Consider the following 21113-nt stretch of genomic DNA (forward strand, 5'->3'; position numbering starts at 1 on the left):
TCCTACAGGTTCGGTGTCAGGATTTGGCGACTAGCCCATCCGCCCTGAACATCCCGCGAATCCCGCGCACAGCCTGACGAATCCGGTCCTGGTTTTCGATCAGCGCGAAGCGCACATGATCATCCCCATACTCACCAAACCCCACGCCCGGCGAGACGCAGACCTTGGCCTCGGCCAGCAGTTTCTTGGCGAACTCCAGCGAGCCCAGGTGCGCATACGCCTCGGGAATCTTGGCCCAGACGTACATCGACGCTTTCGGGTTTTCGACCATCCAGCCCAGTTCATGCAGGCCTTTGACCAGCACGTTACGCCGCTGCCGATACTGCTCGGCGATGTCCTTGACGCATTGCTGATCGCCTTCCAGCGCCGCAATCGCCGCGACTTGCAGCGGGGTGAAGGTGCCGTAGTCGTGGTAGCTCTTGATCCGTGCCAGGGCGTTGACCAGTTCCGGGTTGCCGACCATGAAACCGATCCGCCAGCCCGCCATGTTGTAGCTCTTGGACAGGGTGAAAAACTCCACCGCAATGTCCTTGGCGCCCGGCACTTGCATGATCGAGGGGGCTTTCCAGCCGTCGTAGACGATGTCGGCGTAGGCCAGGTCGTGCACCACCAGTACGTCGTATTGCTTGGCGAGGGCGATCACCCGTTCGAAGAAATCCAGCTCCACGCATTGCGCGGTAGGGTTGGACGGGAAGCCGAGGATCATCATTTTCGGTTTCGGGATCGAGCCGCGAATCGCCCGTTCCAGTTCGGCGAAGAAATCCACGCCAGGAATCAGTGGCACCGAACGCACCTGGGCGCCGGCAATCACGGCACCGTAGATGTGAATTGGATAACTCGGGTTCGGCACCAGCACGGTATCGCCCTGATCCAGCGTGGCGAGCATCAAGTGCGCCAGGCCTTCCTTGGAACCGATGGTGACAATGGCTTCGGTTTCCGGGTCGATGTCGACCTCGTAGCGATCCTTGTACCAATTGGAAATCGCCCGGCGCAGACGCGGAATGCCTTTGGACGTCGAGTAGCCGTGGGTGTCTTCGCGCTGGGCGACGGTCACCAGTTTTTCGACGATGTGCGGCGGAGTAGGGCCATCAGGGTTGCCCATGCTGAAGTCGATGATGTCTTCGCCACGACGACGGGCGGCCATCTTCAGCTCGGCAGTGATGTTGAAAACGTAAGGAGGGAGTCGATCTATGCGCGCAAAGCGGCGCGGCGAACCTTGTTCGGCCATTGTTGCCTCGGATAACGTGAGCGCCCGGAACCGTCCGAGCGACGCTGGCCACTGCGGTGGCCTGTTGCGGAAGATAAGGGCAGTCGTGGCACACTGTCCAGCCAATGAGTAAACAAATTTTTCCGAAGGAAATCGGTAGATGGAATTTAGCAGCGGCTTCTTGCTGAGCCTTTCGTTGTGCCTGGATATCGGCGTGGCCAACATCGCGATGATCACCCTGGCCATGCAACGCGGCTATTTCCAAGGCTTTGCACTGGGCTTGGGGACCTGTGTCGGCGACCTGATCTACGCGGTGCTGGCGCTGGCGGGCATGACCGTTTTGCTGCAATACGAAACCGTGCGCTGGGTGCTGTGGATCGGCGGTTCGGCGTTGCTGATCTATTTTGCGGCGAAGATGATCTATTCGGCGATTCACCACGAAGCGGCCTTGGCGCAAACCGAAGAGGTGGGGCAGAACTCCCATCGCAAAGAGTTTTTCCGCGGGATCTTCCTCGCCATGTCCTCGCCCAGTGCCATCCTGTGGTTCGCAGCGGTGGGCGGCACGCTGATCGCCCGTTCCGGTGGCGGTGGTGCGCTCAGCTCGGCGCTGTTTCTCGGCGGATTCCTCTGTGCCGGTCTGCTGTGGAGTGCCGGTTTGTGCTTTGCCGCGAGCCACGGCGGCAAGTTGCTGGGTGACAAACTGCTGCGCTACTCGTACATGGCATCGGCGGCGATCTTCTGCTATTTCGCGGTCTACGTGATCCTATCGGGATACAACGAGTTTGTAGGCGCGGCGGCAGTCGAACAGTTGCACGCCCTGTAACTGGGCGAATCGGGTTTGGCTTCTATACTCCCAGCCGAACCCATTTTTAAGCCTCAGGAGTTGAGCCATGGATGAGCAAACAGGCGTAAAACCAGCCGAGCCCCGCTTCGAACACGGGCACTTCCTGCTCATTGCAGGGTTTGGGGGGCGATTCACCCAGGAAACCTCGAAGAAAATCCCCGATCTCTGGGAAAAATTCATTCCCGAGATTGGCCAGATTCCCGGTCAAAAAGGCGAAGTGACCTACGGTATCTGCTGCAATCCGGATGGCAAGGGCGGATTCGAATACATCGCCGGCGTCGAGATCGACAAGCTCGACGACCTGCCGGAGAAGTACCGTTGGGTCGAAGTTCAACCTCAGCATTACGCGGTATTCGAGCACAAGGGATCGCTGGATACCTTGCCCCAGACCTTTCAGTACATCTGGAAAACCTGGTTGCCGCAGTCCGGCAAAGAGGCGGCGGACGCCCCGGAATTCGAACGCTACAGCGAAGACTTCAACCCGAAGCTCAACACCGGTGTGTTGGAAATCTGGCTGCCGATCAAACCAGACAAGCCGTGAACACCGCGAGAGGCGGACGGCGTGTCCGCCTCTTGTCGGGCTATTTACCTTGCTTCATCCGGCGCGCCCGCATCAGGTCGATCGACAAGGTGACGAAGCCAAACGTGCTGATGCCCAACAACATAAGAAGACCGATCTGAACGCTGCTCATGGTGTGTTCCCCCTATTGATGTCCTGAGACCGGCTCCATCAATAATCCGAACCTTCGAGCAATGAAAGCGCCTATACGCAGGCTTTACGGCGCCGGCAGTGATCGATATGAACACCTTATTCAACTATCATTCGCAGCCTTTCCCACGCTGATTCCGAGCCGCCATGAACACCCTCATCCGCAACGTCACCGCCACTGACCTGGACCGCTGCTACGCCATCGAAACCGTTGCCTACGAAGGTGACGAGGCGGCCACCCGCGAGAAAATCGCCACGCGCATTGCCACCTGGCCTGAGGGTTTCATCGTGGCGGAAGTCGACGGCGTTGTAGCCGGTTTCATCAATTCCGGTGCGGCGTTTCAGGTGGAGATGTCGGACGAAGCGTTCAAGGAACTGATCGGCCACGACCCGGCCGGCCCGCAAGTCGTGATCATGTCGGTGGTGGTGCACCCGGACTATCAAGGGCTGGGACTGGCGAAGCGGTTGATGGGCGAATTCATTGAGCGGATGCGTGCGTTGGGCAAAACCCAGATTCACCTGATGTGCAAGGAGCGGCATATTCCGCTGTATGCCGGGTTTGGTTTTGCCTACGTCAAACCGTCGGCCTCGGACCATGGCGGGATGGCGTGGCATGAGATGGTTCTCGACTTATAAATCCACCGAAAATCCCCTGTGGGAGCGAGCCTGCTCGCGAAGGCAATGTGTCAGTGAACATCATCATTGGCTGATACACCGCCTTCGCGAGCAGGCTCGCTCCCCCATTGATTTGGTGTTGGGTCAGCAGTGCCTCAGAACACCAGACCCATCCGCCGCTCATAGCCAATCCGGCCCCTGTAGGCCTCGCCGCTGTCCACCCAGCCAAATTTGGCATACAGCGCAATAGCCGACTCATTGTCCGCATCCACCGACAATTCCAGCCCCTTTATCTCCGGAAACGCCTGGCGCGCCACCTCGGGCAGCGCTTGCAGGCAAGCCTTGCCATAGCCTTTTCCCTGAGCACGTTGATCGACTTGCAGCGCATGCAAAGTGGCGCTGTGTTCATCGGCCCAGGCCGGTAACACGGGCGGGCGTTTGAGCAGCAGGAAGGCCACCGGAGCATCCTCGACCAGCAGCGCAAATCCTTTGACGCCGGGGCCAGGTTTGGACAGCAAGGTGTGCAACGCGCCATGAATGTCGCCGCTGAACTTGATTTGTTCTTTGTGTACTTCGATGGCCTCGACCTGCTGGCGCTGGCGCGCGTTCAGGCTTTCGTAAGGCACGAGACGGGCTGTCACTGGAGTGTCCTTTTCCCACATGAATGAGCCTCGGATTCTAGCGAGTTTGCACCGTTGGATTATTTTTATTTCGACTGTCGATTTGGCTTTTTGCCGAACGACTAAGGGTGTCTTCACTACAAAAAACACGGAGAACCACCATGAGCGCTACACACGAAATCGAGACCCTGATCGACACTTATCGCCAGGCCGTCATCTCCAAGGATGTCGACCGGATCATGGCCCTGTACGCCGAGGAGATCGTCTCCTACGACGCGGTCAAGGCCCTGCAGTTTCGCGGCAAGGCCGCCTACCGCGCGCATTGGCTGGAGTGCATGGAAATGTGCCAAGGCCCGCATAAATTCGACTTCGACCACATGAACGTCGTGGCGGACGAGCACATCGCCTTCGCCCATTGGCTGGCCCATTGCGGCGGCACCAACGACAAGGGTGAAACCCAGGCCTGCTGGATGCGCGTCACCGCTTGTTACCGTCGCGACGGCGGGCAATGGCGGATTGTCCACGAACACTGGTCGGCGCCGTTCGACATGGCCAGTGGCGCTGCGCTGTTCAATCTGGAGCCCTGATCGTCGGGAATTTCGCCAACGCGTCAATCTGCAGCCATAGTTGATCCGTTCGATTCAGGAGAGCCACATGAAATACCTATGCCTGGTCTACAGCAACGAGCACACCTTGCACTCGCTGCCCGAGAGCCCGAACGACGCGGAGTGCATGGCCTACGCCGAGTCGATCCAGAGTGGCGGCCGGATGCTCGCGGCCGAGGCGCTGGAGTCGGTGCAGACCGCCACCACCGTGCGCATGCGTAACGGCAAGATGTCGATCACCGACGGTCCGTTCGCCGAAACCAAGGAGCAGTTGGCCGGCTTCTACCTGATCGATGCCAAAGACCTCAATGAAGCGCTCCAGGTCGCCGGCAACATCCCGGCGGCCCGGGTCGGCTGTGTCGAGGTGCGTCCCGTTCGCCAGTTGAATCCTTGAATAACAAAAACCAGAAAGGAGTTGTGCATGAGCCCGCAATCAGCTGAAAAAAAGTCTGAGTTCGAGTTATCCATCAGCCGCCTGATCGACGCGCCACGCCAGAAGATCTTCCGCGCCTGGACCGAGCCGGCCTTGCTCGCCCAATGGTGGGGGCCGCACGGCATGACCACGCCGGAGTGTGAAATGGACCTGTGGGTCGGCGGCCAGTTTCGCACCCTGATGCGCGCACCGGACGGCAGCGAATACCCGACCATGGGCGTGTTCCTGGAGATCGTCGCGCCTGAGCGACTGGTGTTCACCGATGCGTTTGTCCCGGGCTGGATTCCTTCGGGCAAACCGTTCATGGCGGCCGAAGTGACGCTCGAAGAGCGGGGCGGCAAAACCCTCTACACCGCGCGTGCCATGCATTGGTCAAAAGAGGATCACAAGGCCCACGAAGACATGGGGTTTCATGATGGCTGGGGGCAAAGCCTTGATCGACTGGAAACGCTGGTGACTGAAGGCATGCCGGACTGATGCCTGGCGAGGCGGTGCAGGCCCGGGTCGAGCAGGTTTACCGCGAAGACTCGCGACGAATCCTGGCGACGCTGATCCGCTTGCTCGGCGATTTCGACCTCGCCGAAGAGGCCCTGCACGAGGCCTTTTTCATCGCGGTCGAACGCTGGCAGCGTGACGGCGTGCCGGACAATCCGCGCGCCTGGCTGGTGTCCACCGGGCGCTTCAAGGCCATCGATGCCTTGCGTCGGCGCGCGCGGTTTATTGCCTCGCAGCCGATGCTGATCGCGCAACTGGAGGCGCTGGAGCAGGCCGACTGGAGTGACGAAGACGTGGAAGACGATCGCCTGCGCCTAATCTTCACCTGCTGTCACCCGGCACTCGCCTCCGACGCCCAGGTGCCACTGACCTTGCGCGAAGTCTGCGACCTGACCACTGAGGAAATTGCCCGGGCGTTCCTGTCGGCGCCGGCCACCATCGCTCAACGCATCGTGCGAGCGAAGGCGAAAATCCGTGATGCGAAAATCCCTTATCAAGTGCCGACGCTAGCGGAATTGCCCGAGCGCCTCGACAGTGTGCTGCGGGTGATTTACCTGGTGTTCAACGAAGGTTACTCGGCGTCCATTGGCGCTGAAGTGACGCGCGAAGACCTGACGCGCGAGGCGATCCGGCTGGGGCGATTGCTGTTGGAGTTGCTGCCGGAGCCGGAGGTCATGGGGCTTCTGGCGATGATGTTGCTGCACGAGTCACGGCGCCAGGCCCGGACGTCGGCGACCGGCGAGTTGATCCTGCTGGATGAGCAGGACCGCTCGTTGTGGGACGCCGGGATGATTGCCGAGGGTTGTGCCTTGGTCGAACAGGCGCTGACCCGGCAGCGCTTCGGGCCTTATTGCCTGCAAGCTGCGATTGCGGCGGTGCACGCTGAAGCGGCGACACCGCAAGACACGGACTGGCTGCAGATTGTCGGTCTGTATGACCTGCTGTTGCGGGTGGTGCCGTCGCCGGTGATCGAGTTAAACCGGGCGGCGGCGATCTCCCGGCGCGATGGGCCGTTGGCGGGGCTGACGTTGGTTGAGGCGATTCTGGATCGGGGCGAATTGCTCGACTACCACTTGGCGCATTCGGCGCGGGCGGAATTTTGTCGGCAGCTTGGGCGAGTGGAGGAAGCGCGGGCGGCGTATGAGCGGGCGCTGGAGTTGACGCAGCAAGTACCGGAGCGGCGGTTTCTTGAGGCGCGGATCAACGCTTTAAAATGATGTGATCTGGCGGGACCCTTCGCGAGCAGGCTCGCTCCCACACTGGATCTATGTCGCAACGAAGATCACCTGTAGGAGTGAGCCTGCTCGCGATGGCAGCCTCACTGTTCCACAGCTGATCGTCGCCACACCATAAATCCAATGTGGGAGCGAGCCTGCTCGCGAATGGAGGCGCCGCTATTCCAGCATCTTGCTCAACAACCAGCTCCCCGCCGGCCCCGGCGGATGCTGGCGCGACCACAGCGCATCGACAAACACCGGTTTCGGCCAGCCGCGCACCTGAAGTTCCTGCAACGACCCCGGCCCAAACCGCTCCACCAACCACCTCGGCAACGGCGCCCAGCCAAATCCACCCTGAGCCATTTCCAGCAGCATCAAATAACTCGGCGCCGACCACACGCGCCCCTTCGCCCGACTTTCATACGGATTGACGATGGTTGCCAAACGCAATTCCCGGTGCTGTTGCAGCACGTCCTGATCGATATGATCGAGCGCCGCCAACGGATGCACAGGGGAGACGAACAATGCGATTTCGGTCTTTTCTTCAACCGTCGAACTCACCAGGTCCGGCGGATAGCTGTCCTGCATTTCGGCAAACGCCACCTGCGCCCGACCCCGTTGCACCAGCGCAATCAAGTCATCGCATTCGGCAATCAGGCATTCGAGTTCCAGGTCCGGATATCGCTGCTCAAACGCACCCAGCGCCGCTTCGAAGCGGTCGGATTGATAGGTATCGGAAATCGCCACGGTCAGTTTCGGCTCGACACCTTGTGACAACTGGCTGGCGGCCATTTCCAGGCGGCTGGCGGCGGCCAGGATTTCCTCTGCCCGTTGCAGCATCACGTGACCTGCCGGGGTCAGGCTGGGTTTGCGACTGCTGCGGTCGAACAGCACCAGGTTCAGATCGATCTCCAGACTGGCCACCGCCGCACTGATGGTCGACTGGCTGCGCCCCAATTTGCGCGCCGCTGCGGAAAACGAGCCTTGGGTTGCCGCCTGGACAAACGCCAGCAACACTTCGTGAGAGGCCATGAACTATCGCCTTGATCGATGGTTATTGGTTATGAAGTATCGGTGTGATGCAGGATCATGGCAACCACAGTCACTCAGAGGAGTCCGGCCATGAGCGCCAATAAATCCATCACTGAACGTATTTTCCAGGCCGTTGGTTTCGAACTGCTGGCCATCCTGATCTGTACCCCGTTGCTGGCCTGGATCATGGACAAACCGCTGCTCGACATGGGTATGGTCACGATGTTCATTGCAGCCCTGGCCCTGGGCTGGAACGTGGTCTTCAACGGCCTGTTCGACCGCGTGCTCAAGCACTACAAAATGGCTCACAACGCGTGGGTCCGGGTGGTCCATGCGCTGCTGTTTGAAGGTGGTCTGGTTGCCTTCGGTGTGCCGCTGATTGCCTGGTGGCTGAAGATCGGCCTGTGGGAAGCGTTCCTGCTCGACATCGGTGTACTGCTGTTCTTCCTGCCGTACACCTACATTTACCACTGGGTGTACGACGTGGTGCGGGAGCGGGTGATGATCGGCCGGGCTACCTTGCACAAAGCTCACTGACAAACTCGAGAAACGCCCGCACCTTGGCCGCCGGCAAGTGCCGTGAAGGGTACAAGGCATACAGTGGGAAACGCTCATCGGGCCAGTCGGGAAACAACTCGACCAGGCGGCCCGTCTTCAAGGCCGGCGCCATCCCCAGGTCCAGCACCTGGGCGATGGCCTGGCCGCTTTCGCAAACGCTGTGCAGCGTGCCGACATCATTGACCAGCAAGCGGCAATGCGGCTGCACATGCAACACCGGCCGTCCCGGTCGATGGAATTCCCAACCGAACGGGCGAGCGGTTTGCGGATCGCGAAACTGCATGCACACGTGCCGCTCGTCCTCCATGTCCAAGGGCGTCAATGGCCGCCCATGTTTTTTCAGATAGGCCGGCGAGGCGACGGTCAGTACCCGCACTTCCAACAATTGGCGCGCCACCAGCGAAGAGGACGCTGGATGGCCGAATCGTATGGCCAGATCAAAACCGTCCGCCACCATGTCACCCAACTGATCGCGGGTTTGCAACTCCAGGTACAGCTCGGGGTAGCGCTGCATGAACTGGCCGAGCGCCGGGCCCAGAATCAACCGGGAAAAGTACGGGTCCATGTTGACTCGCAGACGTCCCCGGACTTGGGTGGCGCTGCTGGACGCCGAGTTCGCCGCTTCTTCGAGACTGGCCAGCAGTGGCGCGATCTCGCCGTAGAAGCGCCGGCCCTCATCGGTCAGGGTGACGGTGCGGGTGGTGCGGTCGAACAGGCGAATGCCCAAGCGTTTTTCCAGCCGGGCGATGGCGCGGCTCACGCCCGATGGCGTCAGTTCCAAGGCCTCGGCGGCGCGCACGAAGCTGCCACCATCGACCACTGCGCTGAACACGCCCATGCCGCTGGCAAGACTGGCATCGAAGCTCATTGATGATTCCTGATCACGTGTGCAATGACATTGATGCTATCGGAGAATCTCGCTATTGCGCGGAAAATTCTCCCCGTCGCGACAGTCGTCGTTTTCTCGCAGGAGAGCAGTTCATGTACGCAGTGATGGGCATTACCGGGCAGGTGGGTGGCGAAGTCGCCCGAACCTTGTTGGCCGCCGGCCATGCAGTGCGCGCCGTGGTGCGCAACGCCGACAAAGGCGCGGTGTGGGCGCAGCGCGGTTGTGAGTTGGCAGTGGCCGATGTTGATGACTGGCAGGCCATGGCCCAGGCCTTTACCGGCGTGGACGGTGTGTTTGTGATGATGCCGTCGAACTTCGATCCGTCTCCCGGTTTCCCGGAAACCCGCCAAGTGGCGGATAACATTCGTCAGGCACTGGCAGCCGCTCGCCCCGGTCAAGTGGTGTGCCTGTCGACCATCGGTGCCCAGGCCACTCAGCCGAACCTGCTCAACCAATTACAAATACTTGAGCAGGCATTAACCACGCTGGAGTTGCCCGTCACTTTCCTGCGCCCGGCGTGGTTCATGGAGAACGCTCAGTGGGACGTCGAGCACGCAATGGGTTCGGGGATGATTCCGAGTTTCCTGCAACCGCTGGATAAACCGGTGCCGATGATCGCCACCGCCGACGTTGGACGGCTGGCCGCCGAGCTGTTGCAGGAGTCGTGGCAAGGCAAACGAATCGTCGAACTGGAAGGCCCGCAACGCATCACGCCGCTGCAACTGGGTGCCGGTTTCAGCGAACTCTTGGGCAAACCGGTGCGGATGCAAAGCGTGCCGCGTGAGACCTGGCAGGCGTTGTTCGAGCACCAGGGCATGCGCAATCCATTGCCGCGGATGCGGATGATTGATGGCTTCAACGAAGGCTGGATCGAGTTCGAAGGCGAGCCGCGCAAGGGCAGGGTGGAACTGCTGGCGGTGTTGAAGGGACTGGTTTCCCGGCACTAAATTTATGGACTGGTTGGCAAATCTCATCCAGTCCACAACCTGAAGAACACCCGTAACCTTGTGGGAGCGAGCCTGCTCGCGAAAGCGGTGCTCCAGTCAACGATTATGTTGAATGTGAAGGCCTCTTCGCGAGCAGGCTCGCTCCCACAGTGGGTGTAATTCAGTTCAGAACTTTTGTGTCAGACGTGGAAGTAGCCCACGCAGCTGTCAAACGGCAAACGCTTCAGCTCGATCTTGTTCAAGTCCAGCACTTCGCGCAGGGCCTTGGTTTCGCCCGGGAAGTTGCGGTAAGCCACTTCGTCCAGCACCACGATCGCGCCTTTAGGCATGTACGGCAGGAAGGTTTCCAGCGCGACTTTGGTCGATTCGTACAGGTCGGTGTCGAGGATCAGCATGGCCACGACCAGGTCAGGACGGGTCTTCACCCACTCCGGCACAGTCTTGACGATGTCGCCCTTGACCAGCTCGCAACGCGGGATGCGGTTGACCGGGCGCAGCAGGTCGTTGGCGTCGATCATGTCCTGGATCAGCGACTGGTCGGTGTCGGAGAACATGGTCTCGTTGACGTCGGCCGGGTCTTCTTTCTTGTCGATGCTCTGGAAGCCTTCGAAGGTGTCGAAACCAACGATCGAACGGTTGATCGCGTACGGTTCCAGGATCATCGACAAGTGCATGTACAGCATCAGCGAGTTGCCCTTGTACACGCCGCACTCGATGATCGCGCCCGGTACTTCAGCGACTTTCTTGAACAGCTCCATGCGCGACAGGGCAGCGGTCACGCCGATGCGGTTGGCGAACACGAACGGGGCGTCGGCCACGTACTCGGCATCGACCCGTTTCAGAACGTTGGCACGGGTTTCGTTGTACTGGGCCTCGGCAGGCGTGATGCGACGCTTGGTCATTGCTGGATTCCTTGGAAATTCGAAAAGTCGTGGGCGTGGAAATAGTCTTTGAAACCGGCGCCGACGTCAGGGCAGGCGCTGTCGACGTTGATCGCGCCACGCTTGTGTTTGAGGTCATCGAGGTGCATCAGGCGGAAATCCACGCTGAAGCGGGTTTGTTCGGTGTGGTTGGCAACCGTGCCGTGCAGGTGCGAGCCGGAGAAAATCAGCATCTCACCGGTGTTGCCGGCGATGCGCACTTCAGACGCGGTATTGATCGCCTCCAGTGGCACCGGGTGCACGCGGACTTCCTCCTTGAGGTTGTCCTTGGCCTTGTGCCGCTGGTTGCTGATCCAGTCGTTGAGGCTCCACTCGCTGGAGGTGTTCTTCACCGGCACGTCGAAGTAACCGGCGTTGATCATCATGGTCTGGTCGGGGCGAATGGTGTGCACCGGCATCCAGGTGTTGATCTGGCAATCGACGCTGCCGTACCACGTGTCGCGGTGCGGTTTGTAGGCGTAGCTGACGCCGGCGTGCAGGTAGTCATAGTTCGGCACCACGCGGATGCGCGGCACGTCGAAAATGTACTCGCGCGGGTCGACGCCGATCTCGTCGATAAACGACAGGATCAGGTCCTTGGCGCGCTGGCTGTTGGTGAACTGGCCCTTGAGGCGCGTCACCAACACCACGAATTCTTCCACCGGCATCAGCGTGTGCAGGGCCTGGTGGTTGGTCTCGCCGTCGAAAGCGGCGGTGATGCTTTCCTGAGCGAACGCACACAGCTCTTTGGCCGCGCGCAGCTGAGTGTTCAGGAAGATGTCGCCGGCGTAGATGGCTTCTTTGAAGTCAGCTTTTTGCTGAAGCTGATTGATATACAGATTCACGATTCCACTCCTGAATACATCGAGTCTCTTAAGAATCGGCAACACGTTAGCAAACTGAAGTGCTAACTGGCGGGTGGTGGATCAATAAATGCGTAATCGCCTGTATTTGCGACGAAATGCTTTTTACCCGGCAAAAAAAACCTGTGGGAGCGAGCCTGCTCGCGAAGAGGGAGTGTCAGTCGATACATCTGCAACTGACAGACCGCCTTCGCGAGCAGGCTCGCTCCCACAGGGTCTTGGGTTGGTCAGAAGATTTGGGTGAACAACCAGTACAAGCTGCCCGACAACAGGATCGCGGCCGGCAAGGTCAGCACCCACGCCATCAGCAGGTTGCGGATGGTCTTCATCTGCAAGCCGCCCCCGTTGGCGACCATGGTCCCGGCCACGCCCGACGACAACACGTGGGTGGTCGACACCGGCAAACCGAACATATCCGCCGCGCCAATCGTCAGCATCGCCACGGTTTCCGCCGAGGCGCCCTGGGCGTAGGTCAGGTGCGTCTTGCCGATCTTCTCGCCGACCGTCACCACGATGCGCTTCCAGCCGACCATGGTGCCCAGGCCGAGTGCAATCGCCACCGCGATCTTCACCCACAGCGGAATGAAGCGCGTCGAGTTGTCGATCTGCTGTTTGAACAGCTGCAGCTTGCCGCTGGTGTCGGCGTCGAAATTACCGACCTTGTTCTTGTCCATCAGGCGAATGGTTTCGCTGGTCAGGTACATGTCGTTTCGCACGTTGCCCACGGCCTCGGCCGGCACTTTGGCCAGCGAGCCGTAACCCTTGACCTGCGCGCCGATGCTGCCGGTGAGGGCGGCGAGGGCCGGTACCAGTTGCGGCGTGGCTTCCTTGCTGCGCACGTAGTCGGACAGGATCGGGCGCGGGTCGGCCGGGGCCGGTTGCGGTGCAGCCTTGACCAGCGCTTGCTGGGTGACTTCCGCGACGGCGGCGAACTGCAACGCCTGGTCGGCCGGCATGGTGCGGTTCAGCGCGTAGGCCATGGGCAGCGTGCCGACCAGAATCAACATGATCAGGCCCATGCCTTTCTGGCCATCGTTGGAACCGTGGGCGAACGACACGCCGGTGCAGGTCACAATCAACATGCCGCGAATCCACCACGGTGGCGGGGTGTTGCCTTCGGGGGCCTTGTACAGCGAGCGATTCTTGACGAACGCGCGCAGGGCCAGCAGCAGCAACGCGGCGAAACCAAAGCCGACCAGCGGCGAGAGCAGCAAGGCGTAACCGATCTTGGTCGCCTGCGCCCAGTCCACGCCGCTGGTGCCGTCACGGCCGTGCATCAGCGCGTTAGCCACGCCGACGCCGATGATCGAACCGATCAGCGTGTGCGAAGACGAGGCCGGCAAACCCAGCCACCAGGTGCCGAGGTTCCACAGTATCGCGGCGATCAACAGGGCGAAGATCATCGCAAAACCGGCAGAGGAACCGACTTGCAGAATCAGTTCCACTGGCAGCAAAGCAATGATGCCAAATGCCACCGCGCCGCTGGACAGCAGCACGCCGAGGAAGTTGAAAAACCCGGACCACGCCACCGCGAAATTCGGCGGCATCGAGTTGGTGTAGATCACTGTCGCCACGGCGTTGGCGGTGTCGTGGAAACCGTTGACGAATTCAAAGCCGAGGGCGATCAGCAGCGCCACGCCCAGCAGCAGAAACGGGGTCCAGGTGGTCACCACTGTGCCGAGTTCGTGCATGTCGTGCATCAGGCTGTAAGCGGTGAACAACAACCCGATGGCCAGCACGCCGAAAAAAATCACCAGCGTGAACACGCCGGGTTTTTTATCGAATTGGGGTCTGGCGCTGCTGCTAGCGGACGCCTGAGCATCGGCGGGGTAGGAAGGAGTAGCCATAACGGACAATCCTGATGAGGTAGGTGTGTCAGTGATAGTCGTTGCTAATTGTTACAGAGAGACTGCGTCAGGTCAGGGTTTGGGGTTTTTGCTTGTCCGTTAATCAGAATTCACTTGGCCAGGCACGACCTGTGGCGAGGGGGCTTGCCCCCGCTGGGCAGCGAAGCGGCCCCCGACTTTCTTCAGTCAAACGGTGTTGGCAGGTTTTGCGACTGCTTCGCAGCCGAGCGGGAGCAAGCTCCCTCGCCACAGGGGATTGGTGGTGCTTTGAGGCTCAGTAATCCTGGCGCTTGCGAAACGCCCAGCGTCCGGCCAGCACGGTAAAGGTCGCGACCAGTGCCACCAGGATCCAGAACCCTTCCGGGTCGCCGGACAGAGGGATGCCGCCAACGTTCATGCCAAAGAAACCGGCAATGATGTTGATCGGCAACGCCAGCACCGTGACCACCGTCAACGTAAACAGTGTGCGGTTGCTCTGCTCGTTGAGGTTGGCGGCGATTTCTTCCTGCAACAGCTTGATCCGCTCACCCAGCGCCGTGAGGTCGTTGATGATCAGCGCAAACTCCTCGGTGGACTTGCGCAGCTCCTTGACGTCCTCCTTCTGCAGCCATTGCGGCGGCCGATTGAGCAAGCGCAGCAACGACCCGGGCTCCAGCGCCAGCAGGCGTTGCAGGCGCACCAGCACCCGGCGGTTGGCGCCCAGTTCGGCACGGTTGGTCGACAGCCGCGAGGACAACAATTCATCTTCGATCTGATCGACACTCAGGCTGGTCTTGCGCACGATTTGCGTTAGCACCTCGCCCTGATCGCGCAGCAAGTGCACGAGCAATTCCAGCGGCGAACGGAAACATTCACCGGCCTTCACCGAGGAACGCAGCTTGTCCACCGAGTGCAGCGGTTGCAGACGCGCGCTGATGATCAACCGACTGCGGGCGCACACCCACAGCGTCGAGACATCCGAGGAGACCATGCTGCTGAGGTTGAACACCACATCGTTGACCACCGCCAGCAAGGCCGAATCCACATGCTCGATACGCGTCGAGCGCGACCCTTCGTGCAGCGCTTCGAAAAACTCGTCCGGCAATTCCAGATGACTTTTCATCCAGCGCTCGCACGCGGCGTGCGCCAGGTTCAGGTGCAGCCAGAGGAATTCTTCACTGTCGTCGGGTTGTTGCAGGCATTGCAGCGCCCTGGCCGAATCGATCTCGCGACCGCGTTCACCAGGGCGAAAACTGAACCCGTAGAGCAGGCCGAACAGATCGGTGTCGCGATGGCTTTGGTCGATGCTGTGGTTCATGAGTGCTCGCAAGGAAGGCGCCTGTCGCGGGCTTTACAGGTTCACTTGAGCCGCATCATCGCAAGGATTTTTGACAGTGATGTGACAGCTTGATGAAGGCCAAATAGTGGCGCTACCGACGGTCGGAATCGATTAAAGAACCGCTCTGGCACGCCGATCCCGCTTACGTTAACGTGCGCGCCTTTGGCCACGAGCCAAGGTCGCAGACAGGGATGTCCGGACACCTTTCACGCCTTGTTGCGGCGTGTCTCACCCCTGTCATGAGTATCACTCGATGCTGCAAAAATCCCTGAGAGCACAAATCCTCGCTTTGTTGAGCGGCAGCCTGCTGGCGATGTTGCTGATCGCTTTGGCTTGCTTTCACTTCCTGTCCAGCGGTGTTCAGAGCTACGCGAACCTGATCGATGGCCCGTTGCACACTTCCCAGTTGATCGATGAAGCCAACCTGCAATTCAAGGTGCAGGTTCAGGAATGGAAAAACGTCCTGCTGCGCGGCAAGCAACCGGCGGACCTGGACAAATACTGGAAGCAATTCGAAGACCGTCAACGCGATGTGCAAAGTATCCTCGGTGAACTGGCCGGGCAGAAGGGAATCGAGCCGCAACTCAAGACCCGCATCGAACGCCTGCGTGATGAACACCGCTTGCTTGGCACTGCTTATCAGAAGGGCCGCGATGCCTACGTCGCTGCCGGTGCCGACCCGACTGCTGGCGACAGCGCCGTCAAAGGCGTGGACCGCGCCGCCAGCGATCAGATGAGCGAACTGGTCGCCGAACTGCGCAAGCAGGGCGCCGAGCAGTCGAAGCTGATCAGTGCCGACGCTGACCGCACCGTGTTGCTGGGGATCATCGTGATGCTCGCCTCGGGCTTGCTGGTTGGTTTGTTGAGCCTGTGGCTGGTCAACCGCAACCTGGTCGAACCGATTCGCAAACTGATCGACTATGTGGCGCAACTCAGCCAAGGCAAGTTCGCCGATCGCGTGGCCAGCACCCGTCAGGATGAGCTGGGCAAACTGGCGGTCGCCGCCAATACCCTGCGTGATTTCCTCGCCGAAACCTTCAGCCACTTGCAGCGCAGCGCCAAGGACCTGGACAGCGCCAGCGGCGAACTGAACTCCATCGCCAGCCTGATGGCGGGTGGCACCAACGAGCAGTTCAACCGCACCGATCAGGTGGCCACGGCGATGAACGAAATGTCCGCCACCGCGCAAGAAGTGGCCCGCCACGCCGCCGATGCCGCACGCGCTGCCGACGACGCTGACCAGTCCGCGCAGCAGGGCGAGAAAGTCATGCAGGGCACCATCCACACCATCACCCAGATGCGCGGTGAAATCGCCAACACCGCCACGGTCATTCGTCAGCTGGAAACCGATAGCGGCCGTATCGGCAAGGTACTGGAAGTGATTCGCGGCATCGCCGAACAGACCAACCTGCTGGCGCTCAACGCCGCCATCGAAGCGGCCCGTGCCGGTGAAGCCGGGCGTGGTTTTGCGGTGGTCGCTGATGAAGTGCGCAGCCTGGCCCAGCGCACGGCGGCGTCGATCATCGAGATTAACCAGATCATCCAGACCGTACAAACCGGCGCGGTGGACGCGGCACAGGCGATTGAAAGCGGGCAGTCACGCAGTGAAGAAAGCGTGCAGCAAGTGACCGAGGCCGGCGCCATGCTGGAGCGCATCACCCAGGCGGTCGAAGCGATTCGCGACATGAACCGCCAGATCGCCACCGCTGCCGAAGAGCAGACCTCGGTCGCCGAGGACATCTCGCGCAACCTCACCGAGATCACCAGCATCGCCAGTACCAATCTGGACAACGTGCAACGCACCGAAGCGGCAAGCCACAACCTGCACGGCTTGTCGTCGCAGTTGAATGACGTGACGGCGCGTTTGAGCGCGTAAGGCCGACGGCTGTGTACCGGCTCGCTTACCAAGTCGGTACACACTCGATCTCAAGTGCGGCTTGGCCATGTCGATGAGGGAGATACCCAACACCCACAGTGGATAAATCCCATGGTCAGCATCACCTCGGTATCGATCAACCAGACCCTCACCACTTCCACCAGCAAAACCGCGATCAGCGATCCCGCCGCCGACACCTCCGTCACCGCCACCACCGCAACGCCTTCCGACGACACTAAAGTGGCCGCCGGTGGCGCTCCCGCGTCGAGCGACAGCAGTTCCAGCAGCAGTGAAGAATCCGATGCAGTGAAAACCTTGCGCAAGCAAATCGCCGAGCTGCAAAAGCAGATGCAGGAACAGCAGCAACAGCTGCAAGCGGCCCAGGCGAAACAGGAAGATGCGGACGCCAAAGCGGCTGATGTCGCGGCGGCTCAATCGCAGGTGGCGACCACGGCGGGTTCGTTGCAGACGGCGACGGCGGCGTTGTTGCAGGCGTTGCAGGATTCCGATTCGAGCACGTCGGGTTCGCTGGTCAGTACCAGCGCCTAAGCCTGCACCGGCAGGCTGAAGGTAAACGTCGTGCCCTGTTGCGCAGTCGAGACCACGTCCAGTTTTCCACCGTGGGACTGCGCAATCTGACTGGCAATGTACAAGCCCAACCCGAGGCCGGTCTGCGGCGTATCGCTGGCCGGTCGCGAGTAGGGGCGGAACAGATACGCCAATGCGTCCTCGGCAATCAGCCCCTGATTTTTTACGCTCAGGATGAAATGCCCTTCGTTGATCTGCGCATCGACCTCGACCGGACCTTGGGGATCGCCGTGGGCTACCGCGTTTGCCACCAGATTGGACAGCAACTGGGCGACCCGCTCGCGGTCGCACGCGACGTTGTGCAAATCGCCGATGGACGAGGTTATGACCCGGTCCGGGTGAACACTCTGAACCTCGGAAATCACATGCCCTAGTACCGCATCCAGATCCGCGCACGGTTCGATGTTCACCGGAATGCCGCTGCCAAAGGAGCCACGGGCGAAATCCAGCACGTCATCGACCAGGCGTGTGGCGCGTTGGGCGCTGGTAAGGATGTGCCGGGCCCGTTGCTGATTGGCCGGCTCAGGGAGTTTGCGCAGGAGCATTTCGGCGCCGGCGCTGATCGCGAACAACGGGTTGCGCAAGTCATGGCCGAGCACAGCGATGAACTGTTCGCGCAGTTGCGAGGTTTCACGTTCCTGCTTGAGCGCCGCTTCGGTGTGCTGCTGGTTTTCTTCAGCTTCGATTTGCAGCGCGAGCATCCGGGCGAAGGATTCCATGGTGCTCTGGATCGTGCTGGATTTGAGCGGCGCCGGGTTGGGATCAAGCGCGCAGATGGTGCCGAAAAAACGCCCGTCGGTGCGGAAGATCGGCACCGAGATGTAGCTTTCGAACTGGTAAATACGCGGTGTGTGGTGATTGTGGTAGAGCGGGTCTTCACTGGCCTTGTCGATCACCACCGACTGGTGGGCCTGACGAATTTCGTGGCACAGGGTCGTGACCAGGTCCAGTTCACCGCCGACCTGCAGGCCGAAATTCAGTTGGTCGAGTACGGCACAAGCGGTCCAGGAGCTTTCTGTCACACGCGCCACCGCGCAGAAGCGCAGGCCCGTCAACTCACGGATGACCTGGAGAATCGCCGGCACCGCGCTGATCCGACCGATCGTGGCGATGTCTGCTGCCGCTGTGTGCCCCATGTCCGTCAATCCCTGCGTGTCCACCGTGAACCGATTCTAGCGGGCTGGCGGCGTGTTGGCGCGCTCTGAATTCGGGATGCAAAAAAGCCGCACGATTTGGAGATCGTGCGGCTTTATCAGTTCAGATTACTTGTCTTGTTTGTTGCTCAGGACTTTGCCGGTGGCGGCATCGAAATCGACGTCCCATTCCGTGCCGTCAGCCAGACGCAGTTCAACTTCGTATTCGTAGCCGTTGAAGTGGTTGTCCAGGTCCGTGTCGGTGATGGTCGCGCCTGGGTGCAGTTTCAGTGCTGCCTGGTTCATTTCTTCCAGCGGCTTGATCTTGCCGCTCTTGACCAGCTCAGGGATCTGATCGACGCGAACGTCAGCCTGGGCCAGGCCAGCAGTGAGGGTCAGGGCAGCGGCGGTGAACAGGGCAGTCAATGTTTTCATGAGGTTCTTTCCTTGGGTTGTTCCGTTTAAGTGACGCCAGATTAGCTATGGCAACTTAATTCATCCTTAATTCCAGAAAGCCATCGCTCACAGGTTCTGCACAAATCCTGTGGGAGCGTGGCTTGCCCGCGATAGCCGCACCGCGGTCCCGAATCAATACCCGTTGTTCTGCAGCAACTGCGCAACAGTCCCCGCCGCCGGCCGCTTGTAAAACTTCAACAACTCACTCGCCCGGTTAGTAAAGATCCCATCCACCCCGGCATCCGTCACTTTCTGGTAATCCACCGCGTCATCAATGGTGTACACGTGCACCAACAAACCCTGATCGTGGGTGAACTGGTTCATCCACGGTTTCACCAGGTCCGAATAGCTCTGGTCGCCACCTTGGGTCAGCGCGGCGGAGGGGCCGGTGCCGATGGCGCCCTGAGCCTTGGCGTACTCGACCCATTGCTGGAATTCGGCTTTGTCTTTCGGTTCCTGCTTGGCGTAGTACGTGGCTTTGTCCTTGTCGCCGGACTCGGCGAACGTCACCTTGGATTTCGGCTCGATGCTGCCTTCGCCGACCCACAGCAGCAGGATCTTCGGCACCTTCGGCATTTCTTTTTCCAGCAGTTCAAGGCTGCTCTTCTCGAAAGTTTGCAGCACCACCTTGCCTTTGCCCTGACCGACCGCCAGGTCACTTTTCGCCAGTTTCGAACCGGCCGGGCTCAGCCAGCCTCGGTCCTGCAACTTGTCCTTGAGGTCGCGCTCGATGCCGGGGAATTGCTTCGGCTCCTTGGTCTCGATGTACAGGCCAGGCTTGTGCAGCGGGTTGCCTTGGGCGATGTCGATGATCTCGTCCAGGGTCAGGATTTTCAGCCCGGCGTAGGACGGACGCGCGCGATCCGGGTAAGCGGTGTTGAACCAACTGCCGGCGTCGAGAGTTTTCAACTCGGCCATGGTGAACGCGTTGGCCGGGCTGTCCTTGCGATCAGGGAATCGGGTGGCGACGTCAGTGGTGCGTTGCAGGTTGTTGTCGTGCAGGGCAAACAGCACGCCGTCCTTGCTGCGCTGCAGGTCCATCTCCAGGTAATCGGCGCCCAGGTCGCGGGCCAGTTTGTAGGCGGCCGCGGTGGACTCGGGAGCATCGAACGACGCGCCGCGGTGGGCGATCACCGCCGGGTGCGGAATGCCCAAACGGCTGGCCAGAGCGGTCGGGCCGGGCTCGCTGGCGGCCTGTGCCTGGCCGAGGCCGAGCATCAGGCTCAGCAGCAAGGCGCTTTTGGTGAAGGTAACCGGCATGTCGAGATCCTTTCGCAGAGAGATTTTCAAAGACGTCTCTTTTAACAACTGAGCGCCGCTCGCGCTATCGCCAGACCGACATAAACGTGTTTAAAGGCCATTTTTTCAGCGCCGGTGTGCGCTGGTTTGCAGTACTCTTGGCCACGGCAGTTTCCCCGGCAGAGGGAAACCCGCGTCATTTTCCTTGCGTGTAAACCATCGATCACCGGTCGTTAACGACCTTATTGTGAGGTTTATATGCGCATCACTTCCGAACTCATCTGCCAGGCCGCCGACCAACTCAACGGCTTCGTCGGCCTCAATCGCAAGACGGGTCATTACATCGTTCGATTCAGCGAAGACTCGTTCGGCATGGACGTGGCCGATGACGGCATCATTGCGGTGAGCGAGTTTGTCTGGGCGCCGGGGGCGGGGCAGGTCATGACGCTCAAGCGTGAGCTGATTCAGTTGTTGCTGGATCAGAATATTGATGACCGGATCAATGTTACCGAGCCGTTGCGGGTGTATATGCAGCGGCGGGACGTGCCGGAGATTGCGGCGGTGCGGAGTCTTGTGCAGGGCTAAGCTTTGCGGCGACTGTGTTGGCCTCTTCGCGAGCAGGCTCGCTCCCACAGTTGAAATGCGTTCCCCTGTGGGAGCGAGCCTGCTCGCGAAGGCGGCCTAATGGACAGCGCAATTTTC

At 60.3% G+C, this 21113-nt stretch carries 23 protein-coding genes; 12 read left to right on the forward strand and 11 right to left on the reverse strand.

Going from position 1 to position 21113, the window contains the following annotated elements; all coding sequences use genetic code 11:
- Positions 1-16: 16 nt before the first annotated feature.
- Complete coding sequence (gene alaC, locus AC07N8_RS02775; protein WP_483841736.1) at positions 17-1228, reverse strand: alanine transaminase; 1212 nt, start codon at positions 1226-1228, stop codon at positions 17-19.
- A gap of 139 nt (positions 1229-1367) precedes the next feature.
- On the opposite strand from alaC, the gene AC07N8_RS02780 reads away from it, so the two are divergent.
- The 3 genes from AC07N8_RS02780 (at position 1368) to AC07N8_RS02790 (ending at position 3396) form a co-directional block, all read left to right on the forward strand.
- Entirely contained in the window at positions 1368-2030 is a 663-nt protein-coding gene (locus tag AC07N8_RS02780; protein WP_483841735.1) for a LysE family translocator, read from the forward strand.
- A 67-nt stretch (positions 2031-2097) separates the two neighbouring features.
- Complete coding sequence (locus AC07N8_RS02785) at positions 2098-2592, forward strand: GyrI-like domain-containing protein (RefSeq protein WP_493142510.1); 495 nt, start codon at positions 2098-2100, stop codon at positions 2590-2592.
- A gap of 315 nt (positions 2593-2907) precedes the next feature.
- Complete coding sequence (locus AC07N8_RS02790; RefSeq protein ID WP_493142512.1) at positions 2908-3396, forward strand: GNAT family N-acetyltransferase; 489 nt, start codon at positions 2908-2910, stop codon at positions 3394-3396.
- A 134-nt stretch (positions 3397-3530) separates the two neighbouring features.
- Here AC07N8_RS02790 and AC07N8_RS02795 read toward each other — a convergent pair whose 3' ends face one another.
- Entirely contained in the window at positions 3531-4016 is a 486-nt protein-coding gene (locus AC07N8_RS02795; protein WP_483841732.1) for a GNAT family N-acetyltransferase, read from the reverse strand.
- Between the two features lie 140 nt (positions 4017-4156).
- Between AC07N8_RS02795 and AC07N8_RS02800 the strand changes: the two genes are divergently transcribed.
- From AC07N8_RS02800 to AC07N8_RS02815, 4 genes are all read left to right on the forward strand, one after another.
- Positions 4157-4582, forward strand: a complete 426-nt coding sequence (locus tag AC07N8_RS02800; protein ID WP_493142513.1) for a YybH family protein — start codon at positions 4157-4159, stop codon at positions 4580-4582.
- Between the two features lie 67 nt (positions 4583-4649).
- The gene (locus AC07N8_RS02805; RefSeq protein ID WP_194940643.1) at positions 4650-4994 is read left to right on the forward strand and encodes a YciI family protein; all 345 of its coding nucleotides are present in this window, start codon (positions 4650-4652) and stop codon (positions 4992-4994) included.
- 27 nt (positions 4995-5021) lie between these two features.
- Positions 5022-5510 (forward strand): SRPBCC family protein, encoded by a 489-nt coding sequence (locus AC07N8_RS02810; protein ID WP_493142515.1) that lies wholly within the window; start codon positions 5022-5024, stop codon positions 5508-5510.
- Complete coding sequence (locus tag AC07N8_RS02815) at positions 5510-6745, forward strand: RNA polymerase sigma factor (protein ID WP_493142516.1); 1236 nt, start codon at positions 5510-5512, stop codon at positions 6743-6745. Before AC07N8_RS02810 ends, AC07N8_RS02815 begins: the two co-directional genes overlap by 1 nt.
- A 177-nt stretch (positions 6746-6922) precedes the next feature.
- Here the strand turns inward: AC07N8_RS02815 and AC07N8_RS02820 are convergent, their stop codons facing one another.
- A complete protein-coding gene (locus tag AC07N8_RS02820) occupies positions 6923-7777 on the reverse strand; it encodes a LysR family transcriptional regulator (RefSeq protein WP_493142518.1) in 855 nt (284 codons plus the stop codon).
- 90 nt (positions 7778-7867) lie between these two features.
- Between AC07N8_RS02820 and AC07N8_RS02825 the strand changes: the two genes are divergently transcribed.
- On the forward strand, positions 7868-8314 hold the full coding sequence (locus AC07N8_RS02825) for a multidrug/biocide efflux PACE transporter (RefSeq protein ID WP_483841727.1): 447 nt from the start codon (positions 7868-7870) through the stop codon (positions 8312-8314).
- Here AC07N8_RS02825 and AC07N8_RS02830 read toward each other — a convergent pair.
- Positions 8292-9203 carry a LysR family transcriptional regulator gene (locus AC07N8_RS02830; RefSeq protein WP_493142519.1) on the reverse strand — a complete coding sequence of 304 codons (912 nt, stop codon included), beginning with the start codon at positions 9201-9203 and terminating at the stop codon, positions 8292-8294. The two genes, AC07N8_RS02825 and AC07N8_RS02830, sit on opposite strands and share 23 nt — an antisense overlap.
- Positions 9204-9316: 113 nt before the next feature.
- Between AC07N8_RS02830 and AC07N8_RS02835 the strand changes: the two genes are divergently transcribed.
- Positions 9317-10171, forward strand: a complete 855-nt coding sequence (locus AC07N8_RS02835) for an NmrA family NAD(P)-binding protein (protein ID WP_483841725.1) — start codon at positions 9317-9319, stop codon at positions 10169-10171.
- Positions 10172-10350: 179 nt separating this feature from the next.
- On the opposite strand, the gene AC07N8_RS02840 is transcribed toward AC07N8_RS02835, so the two are convergent.
- From AC07N8_RS02840 to AC07N8_RS02855, 4 genes are all read right to left on the reverse strand, one after another.
- Complete coding sequence (locus tag AC07N8_RS02840; RefSeq protein ID WP_046031989.1) at positions 10351-11073, reverse strand: TylF/MycF/NovP-related O-methyltransferase; 723 nt, start codon at positions 11071-11073, stop codon at positions 10351-10353.
- Positions 11070-11936, reverse strand: coding sequence for a hypothetical protein (locus AC07N8_RS02845; RefSeq protein WP_483841724.1), 867 nt, complete (start codon positions 11934-11936; stop codon positions 11070-11072). Before AC07N8_RS02845 ends, AC07N8_RS02840 begins: the two co-directional genes overlap by 4 nt.
- Before the next feature lie 245 nt (positions 11937-12181).
- Positions 12182-13801, reverse strand: a complete 1620-nt coding sequence (locus AC07N8_RS02850) for an inorganic phosphate transporter (protein ID WP_483841723.1) — start codon at positions 13799-13801, stop codon at positions 12182-12184.
- Positions 13802-14075: 274 nt separating this feature from the next.
- Complete coding sequence (locus AC07N8_RS02855; protein WP_483841722.1) at positions 14076-15098, reverse strand: transporter; 1023 nt, start codon at positions 15096-15098, stop codon at positions 14076-14078.
- A gap of 274 nt (positions 15099-15372) precedes the next feature.
- Here AC07N8_RS02855 and AC07N8_RS02860 point away from each other — a divergent pair, with 274 nt between their 5' ends.
- Both AC07N8_RS02860 and AC07N8_RS02865 read left to right on the forward strand, forming a co-directional pair.
- The gene (locus tag AC07N8_RS02860) at positions 15373-16995 is read left to right on the forward strand and encodes a methyl-accepting chemotaxis protein (RefSeq protein WP_493142521.1); all 1623 of its coding nucleotides are present in this window, start codon (positions 15373-15375) and stop codon (positions 16993-16995) included.
- A 111-nt stretch (positions 16996-17106) separates the two neighbouring features.
- Complete coding sequence (locus tag AC07N8_RS02865) at positions 17107-17544, forward strand: hypothetical protein (protein WP_483841720.1); 438 nt, start codon at positions 17107-17109, stop codon at positions 17542-17544.
- On the opposite strand, the gene AC07N8_RS02870 is transcribed toward AC07N8_RS02865, so the two are convergent.
- The 3 genes from AC07N8_RS02870 to AC07N8_RS02880 all read right to left on the reverse strand — a co-directional run bounded on the left by AC07N8_RS02870 (position 17541) and on the right by AC07N8_RS02880 (position 20432).
- The gene (locus AC07N8_RS02870) at positions 17541-18719 is read right to left on the reverse strand and encodes a GAF domain-containing sensor histidine kinase (RefSeq protein WP_493142522.1); all 1179 of its coding nucleotides are present in this window, start codon (positions 18717-18719) and stop codon (positions 17541-17543) included. The two genes, AC07N8_RS02865 and AC07N8_RS02870, sit on opposite strands and share 4 nt — an antisense overlap.
- Positions 18720-18845: 126 nt before the next feature.
- Positions 18846-19151: a PepSY domain-containing protein gene (locus AC07N8_RS02875; protein ID WP_483841718.1), complete on the reverse strand. Its 306-nt coding sequence runs from the start codon at positions 19149-19151 to the stop codon at positions 18846-18848.
- A gap of 153 nt (positions 19152-19304) precedes the next feature.
- Positions 19305-20432 carry a glycerophosphodiester phosphodiesterase gene (locus tag AC07N8_RS02880; RefSeq protein WP_493142523.1) on the reverse strand — a complete coding sequence of 376 codons (1128 nt, stop codon included), beginning with the start codon at positions 20430-20432 and terminating at the stop codon, positions 19305-19307.
- 237 nt (positions 20433-20669) lie between these two features.
- Between AC07N8_RS02880 and AC07N8_RS02885 the strand changes: the two genes are divergently transcribed.
- On the forward strand, positions 20670-20996 hold the full coding sequence (locus tag AC07N8_RS02885; RefSeq protein ID WP_493142525.1) for a DUF2025 family protein: 327 nt from the start codon (positions 20670-20672) through the stop codon (positions 20994-20996).
- Positions 20997-21113: the final 117 nt, after the last annotated feature.

This window comes from Pseudomonas sp. GW821-FHT10C09 (genome assembly GCF_059415465.1).

What these genes read in the sequence shown, in the direction of transcription:
- alaC (WP_483841736.1), bottom strand. Translation starts at nt 1,228, where the DNA reads ATGGCCGAACAAGGTTCGCCGCGCCGCTTTGCGCGCATAGATCGACTC.
- AC07N8_RS02780 (WP_483841735.1), top strand. Translation starts at nt 1,368, where the DNA reads ATGGAATTTAGCAGCGGCTTCTTGCTGAGCCTTTCGTTGTGCCTGGAT.
- AC07N8_RS02785 (WP_493142510.1), top strand. Translation starts at nt 2,098, where the DNA reads ATGGATGAGCAAACAGGCGTAAAACCAGCCGAGCCCCGCTTCGAACAC.
- AC07N8_RS02790 (WP_493142512.1), top strand. Translation starts at nt 2,908, where the DNA reads ATGAACACCCTCATCCGCAACGTCACCGCCACTGACCTGGACCGCTGC.
- AC07N8_RS02800 (WP_493142513.1), top strand. Translation starts at nt 4,157, where the DNA reads ATGAGCGCTACACACGAAATCGAGACCCTGATCGACACTTATCGCCAG.
- AC07N8_RS02805 (WP_194940643.1), top strand. Translation starts at nt 4,650, where the DNA reads ATGAAATACCTATGCCTGGTCTACAGCAACGAGCACACCTTGCACTCG.
- AC07N8_RS02810 (WP_493142515.1), top strand. Translation starts at nt 5,022, where the DNA reads ATGAGCCCGCAATCAGCTGAAAAAAAGTCTGAGTTCGAGTTATCCATC.
- AC07N8_RS02815 (WP_493142516.1), top strand. Translation starts at nt 5,510, where the DNA reads ATGCCTGGCGAGGCGGTGCAGGCCCGGGTCGAGCAGGTTTACCGCGAA.
- AC07N8_RS02820 (WP_493142518.1), bottom strand. Translation starts at nt 7,777, where the DNA reads ATGGCCTCTCACGAAGTGTTGCTGGCGTTTGTCCAGGCGGCAACCCAA.
- AC07N8_RS02825 (WP_483841727.1), top strand. Translation starts at nt 7,868, where the DNA reads ATGAGCGCCAATAAATCCATCACTGAACGTATTTTCCAGGCCGTTGGT.
- AC07N8_RS02830 (WP_493142519.1), bottom strand. Translation starts at nt 9,203, where the DNA reads ATGAGCTTCGATGCCAGTCTTGCCAGCGGCATGGGCGTGTTCAGCGCA.
- AC07N8_RS02835 (WP_483841725.1), top strand. Translation starts at nt 9,317, where the DNA reads ATGTACGCAGTGATGGGCATTACCGGGCAGGTGGGTGGCGAAGTCGCC.
- AC07N8_RS02840 (WP_046031989.1), bottom strand. Translation starts at nt 11,073, where the DNA reads ATGACCAAGCGTCGCATCACGCCTGCCGAGGCCCAGTACAACGAAACC.
- AC07N8_RS02850 (WP_483841723.1), bottom strand. Translation starts at nt 13,801, where the DNA reads ATGGCTACTCCTTCCTACCCCGCCGATGCTCAGGCGTCCGCTAGCAGC.
- AC07N8_RS02855 (WP_483841722.1), bottom strand. Translation starts at nt 15,098, where the DNA reads ATGAACCACAGCATCGACCAAAGCCATCGCGACACCGATCTGTTCGGC.
- AC07N8_RS02860 (WP_493142521.1), top strand. Translation starts at nt 15,373, where the DNA reads ATGCTGCAAAAATCCCTGAGAGCACAAATCCTCGCTTTGTTGAGCGGC.
- AC07N8_RS02865 (WP_483841720.1), top strand. Translation starts at nt 17,107, where the DNA reads ATGGTCAGCATCACCTCGGTATCGATCAACCAGACCCTCACCACTTCC.
- AC07N8_RS02870 (WP_493142522.1), bottom strand. Translation starts at nt 18,719, where the DNA reads ATGGGGCACACAGCGGCAGCAGACATCGCCACGATCGGTCGGATCAGC.
- AC07N8_RS02875 (WP_483841718.1), bottom strand. Translation starts at nt 19,151, where the DNA reads ATGAAAACATTGACTGCCCTGTTCACCGCCGCTGCCCTGACCCTCACT.
- AC07N8_RS02880 (WP_493142523.1), bottom strand. Translation starts at nt 20,432, where the DNA reads ATGCCGGTTACCTTCACCAAAAGCGCCTTGCTGCTGAGCCTGATGCTC.
- AC07N8_RS02885 (WP_493142525.1), top strand. Translation starts at nt 20,670, where the DNA reads ATGCGCATCACTTCCGAACTCATCTGCCAGGCCGCCGACCAACTCAAC.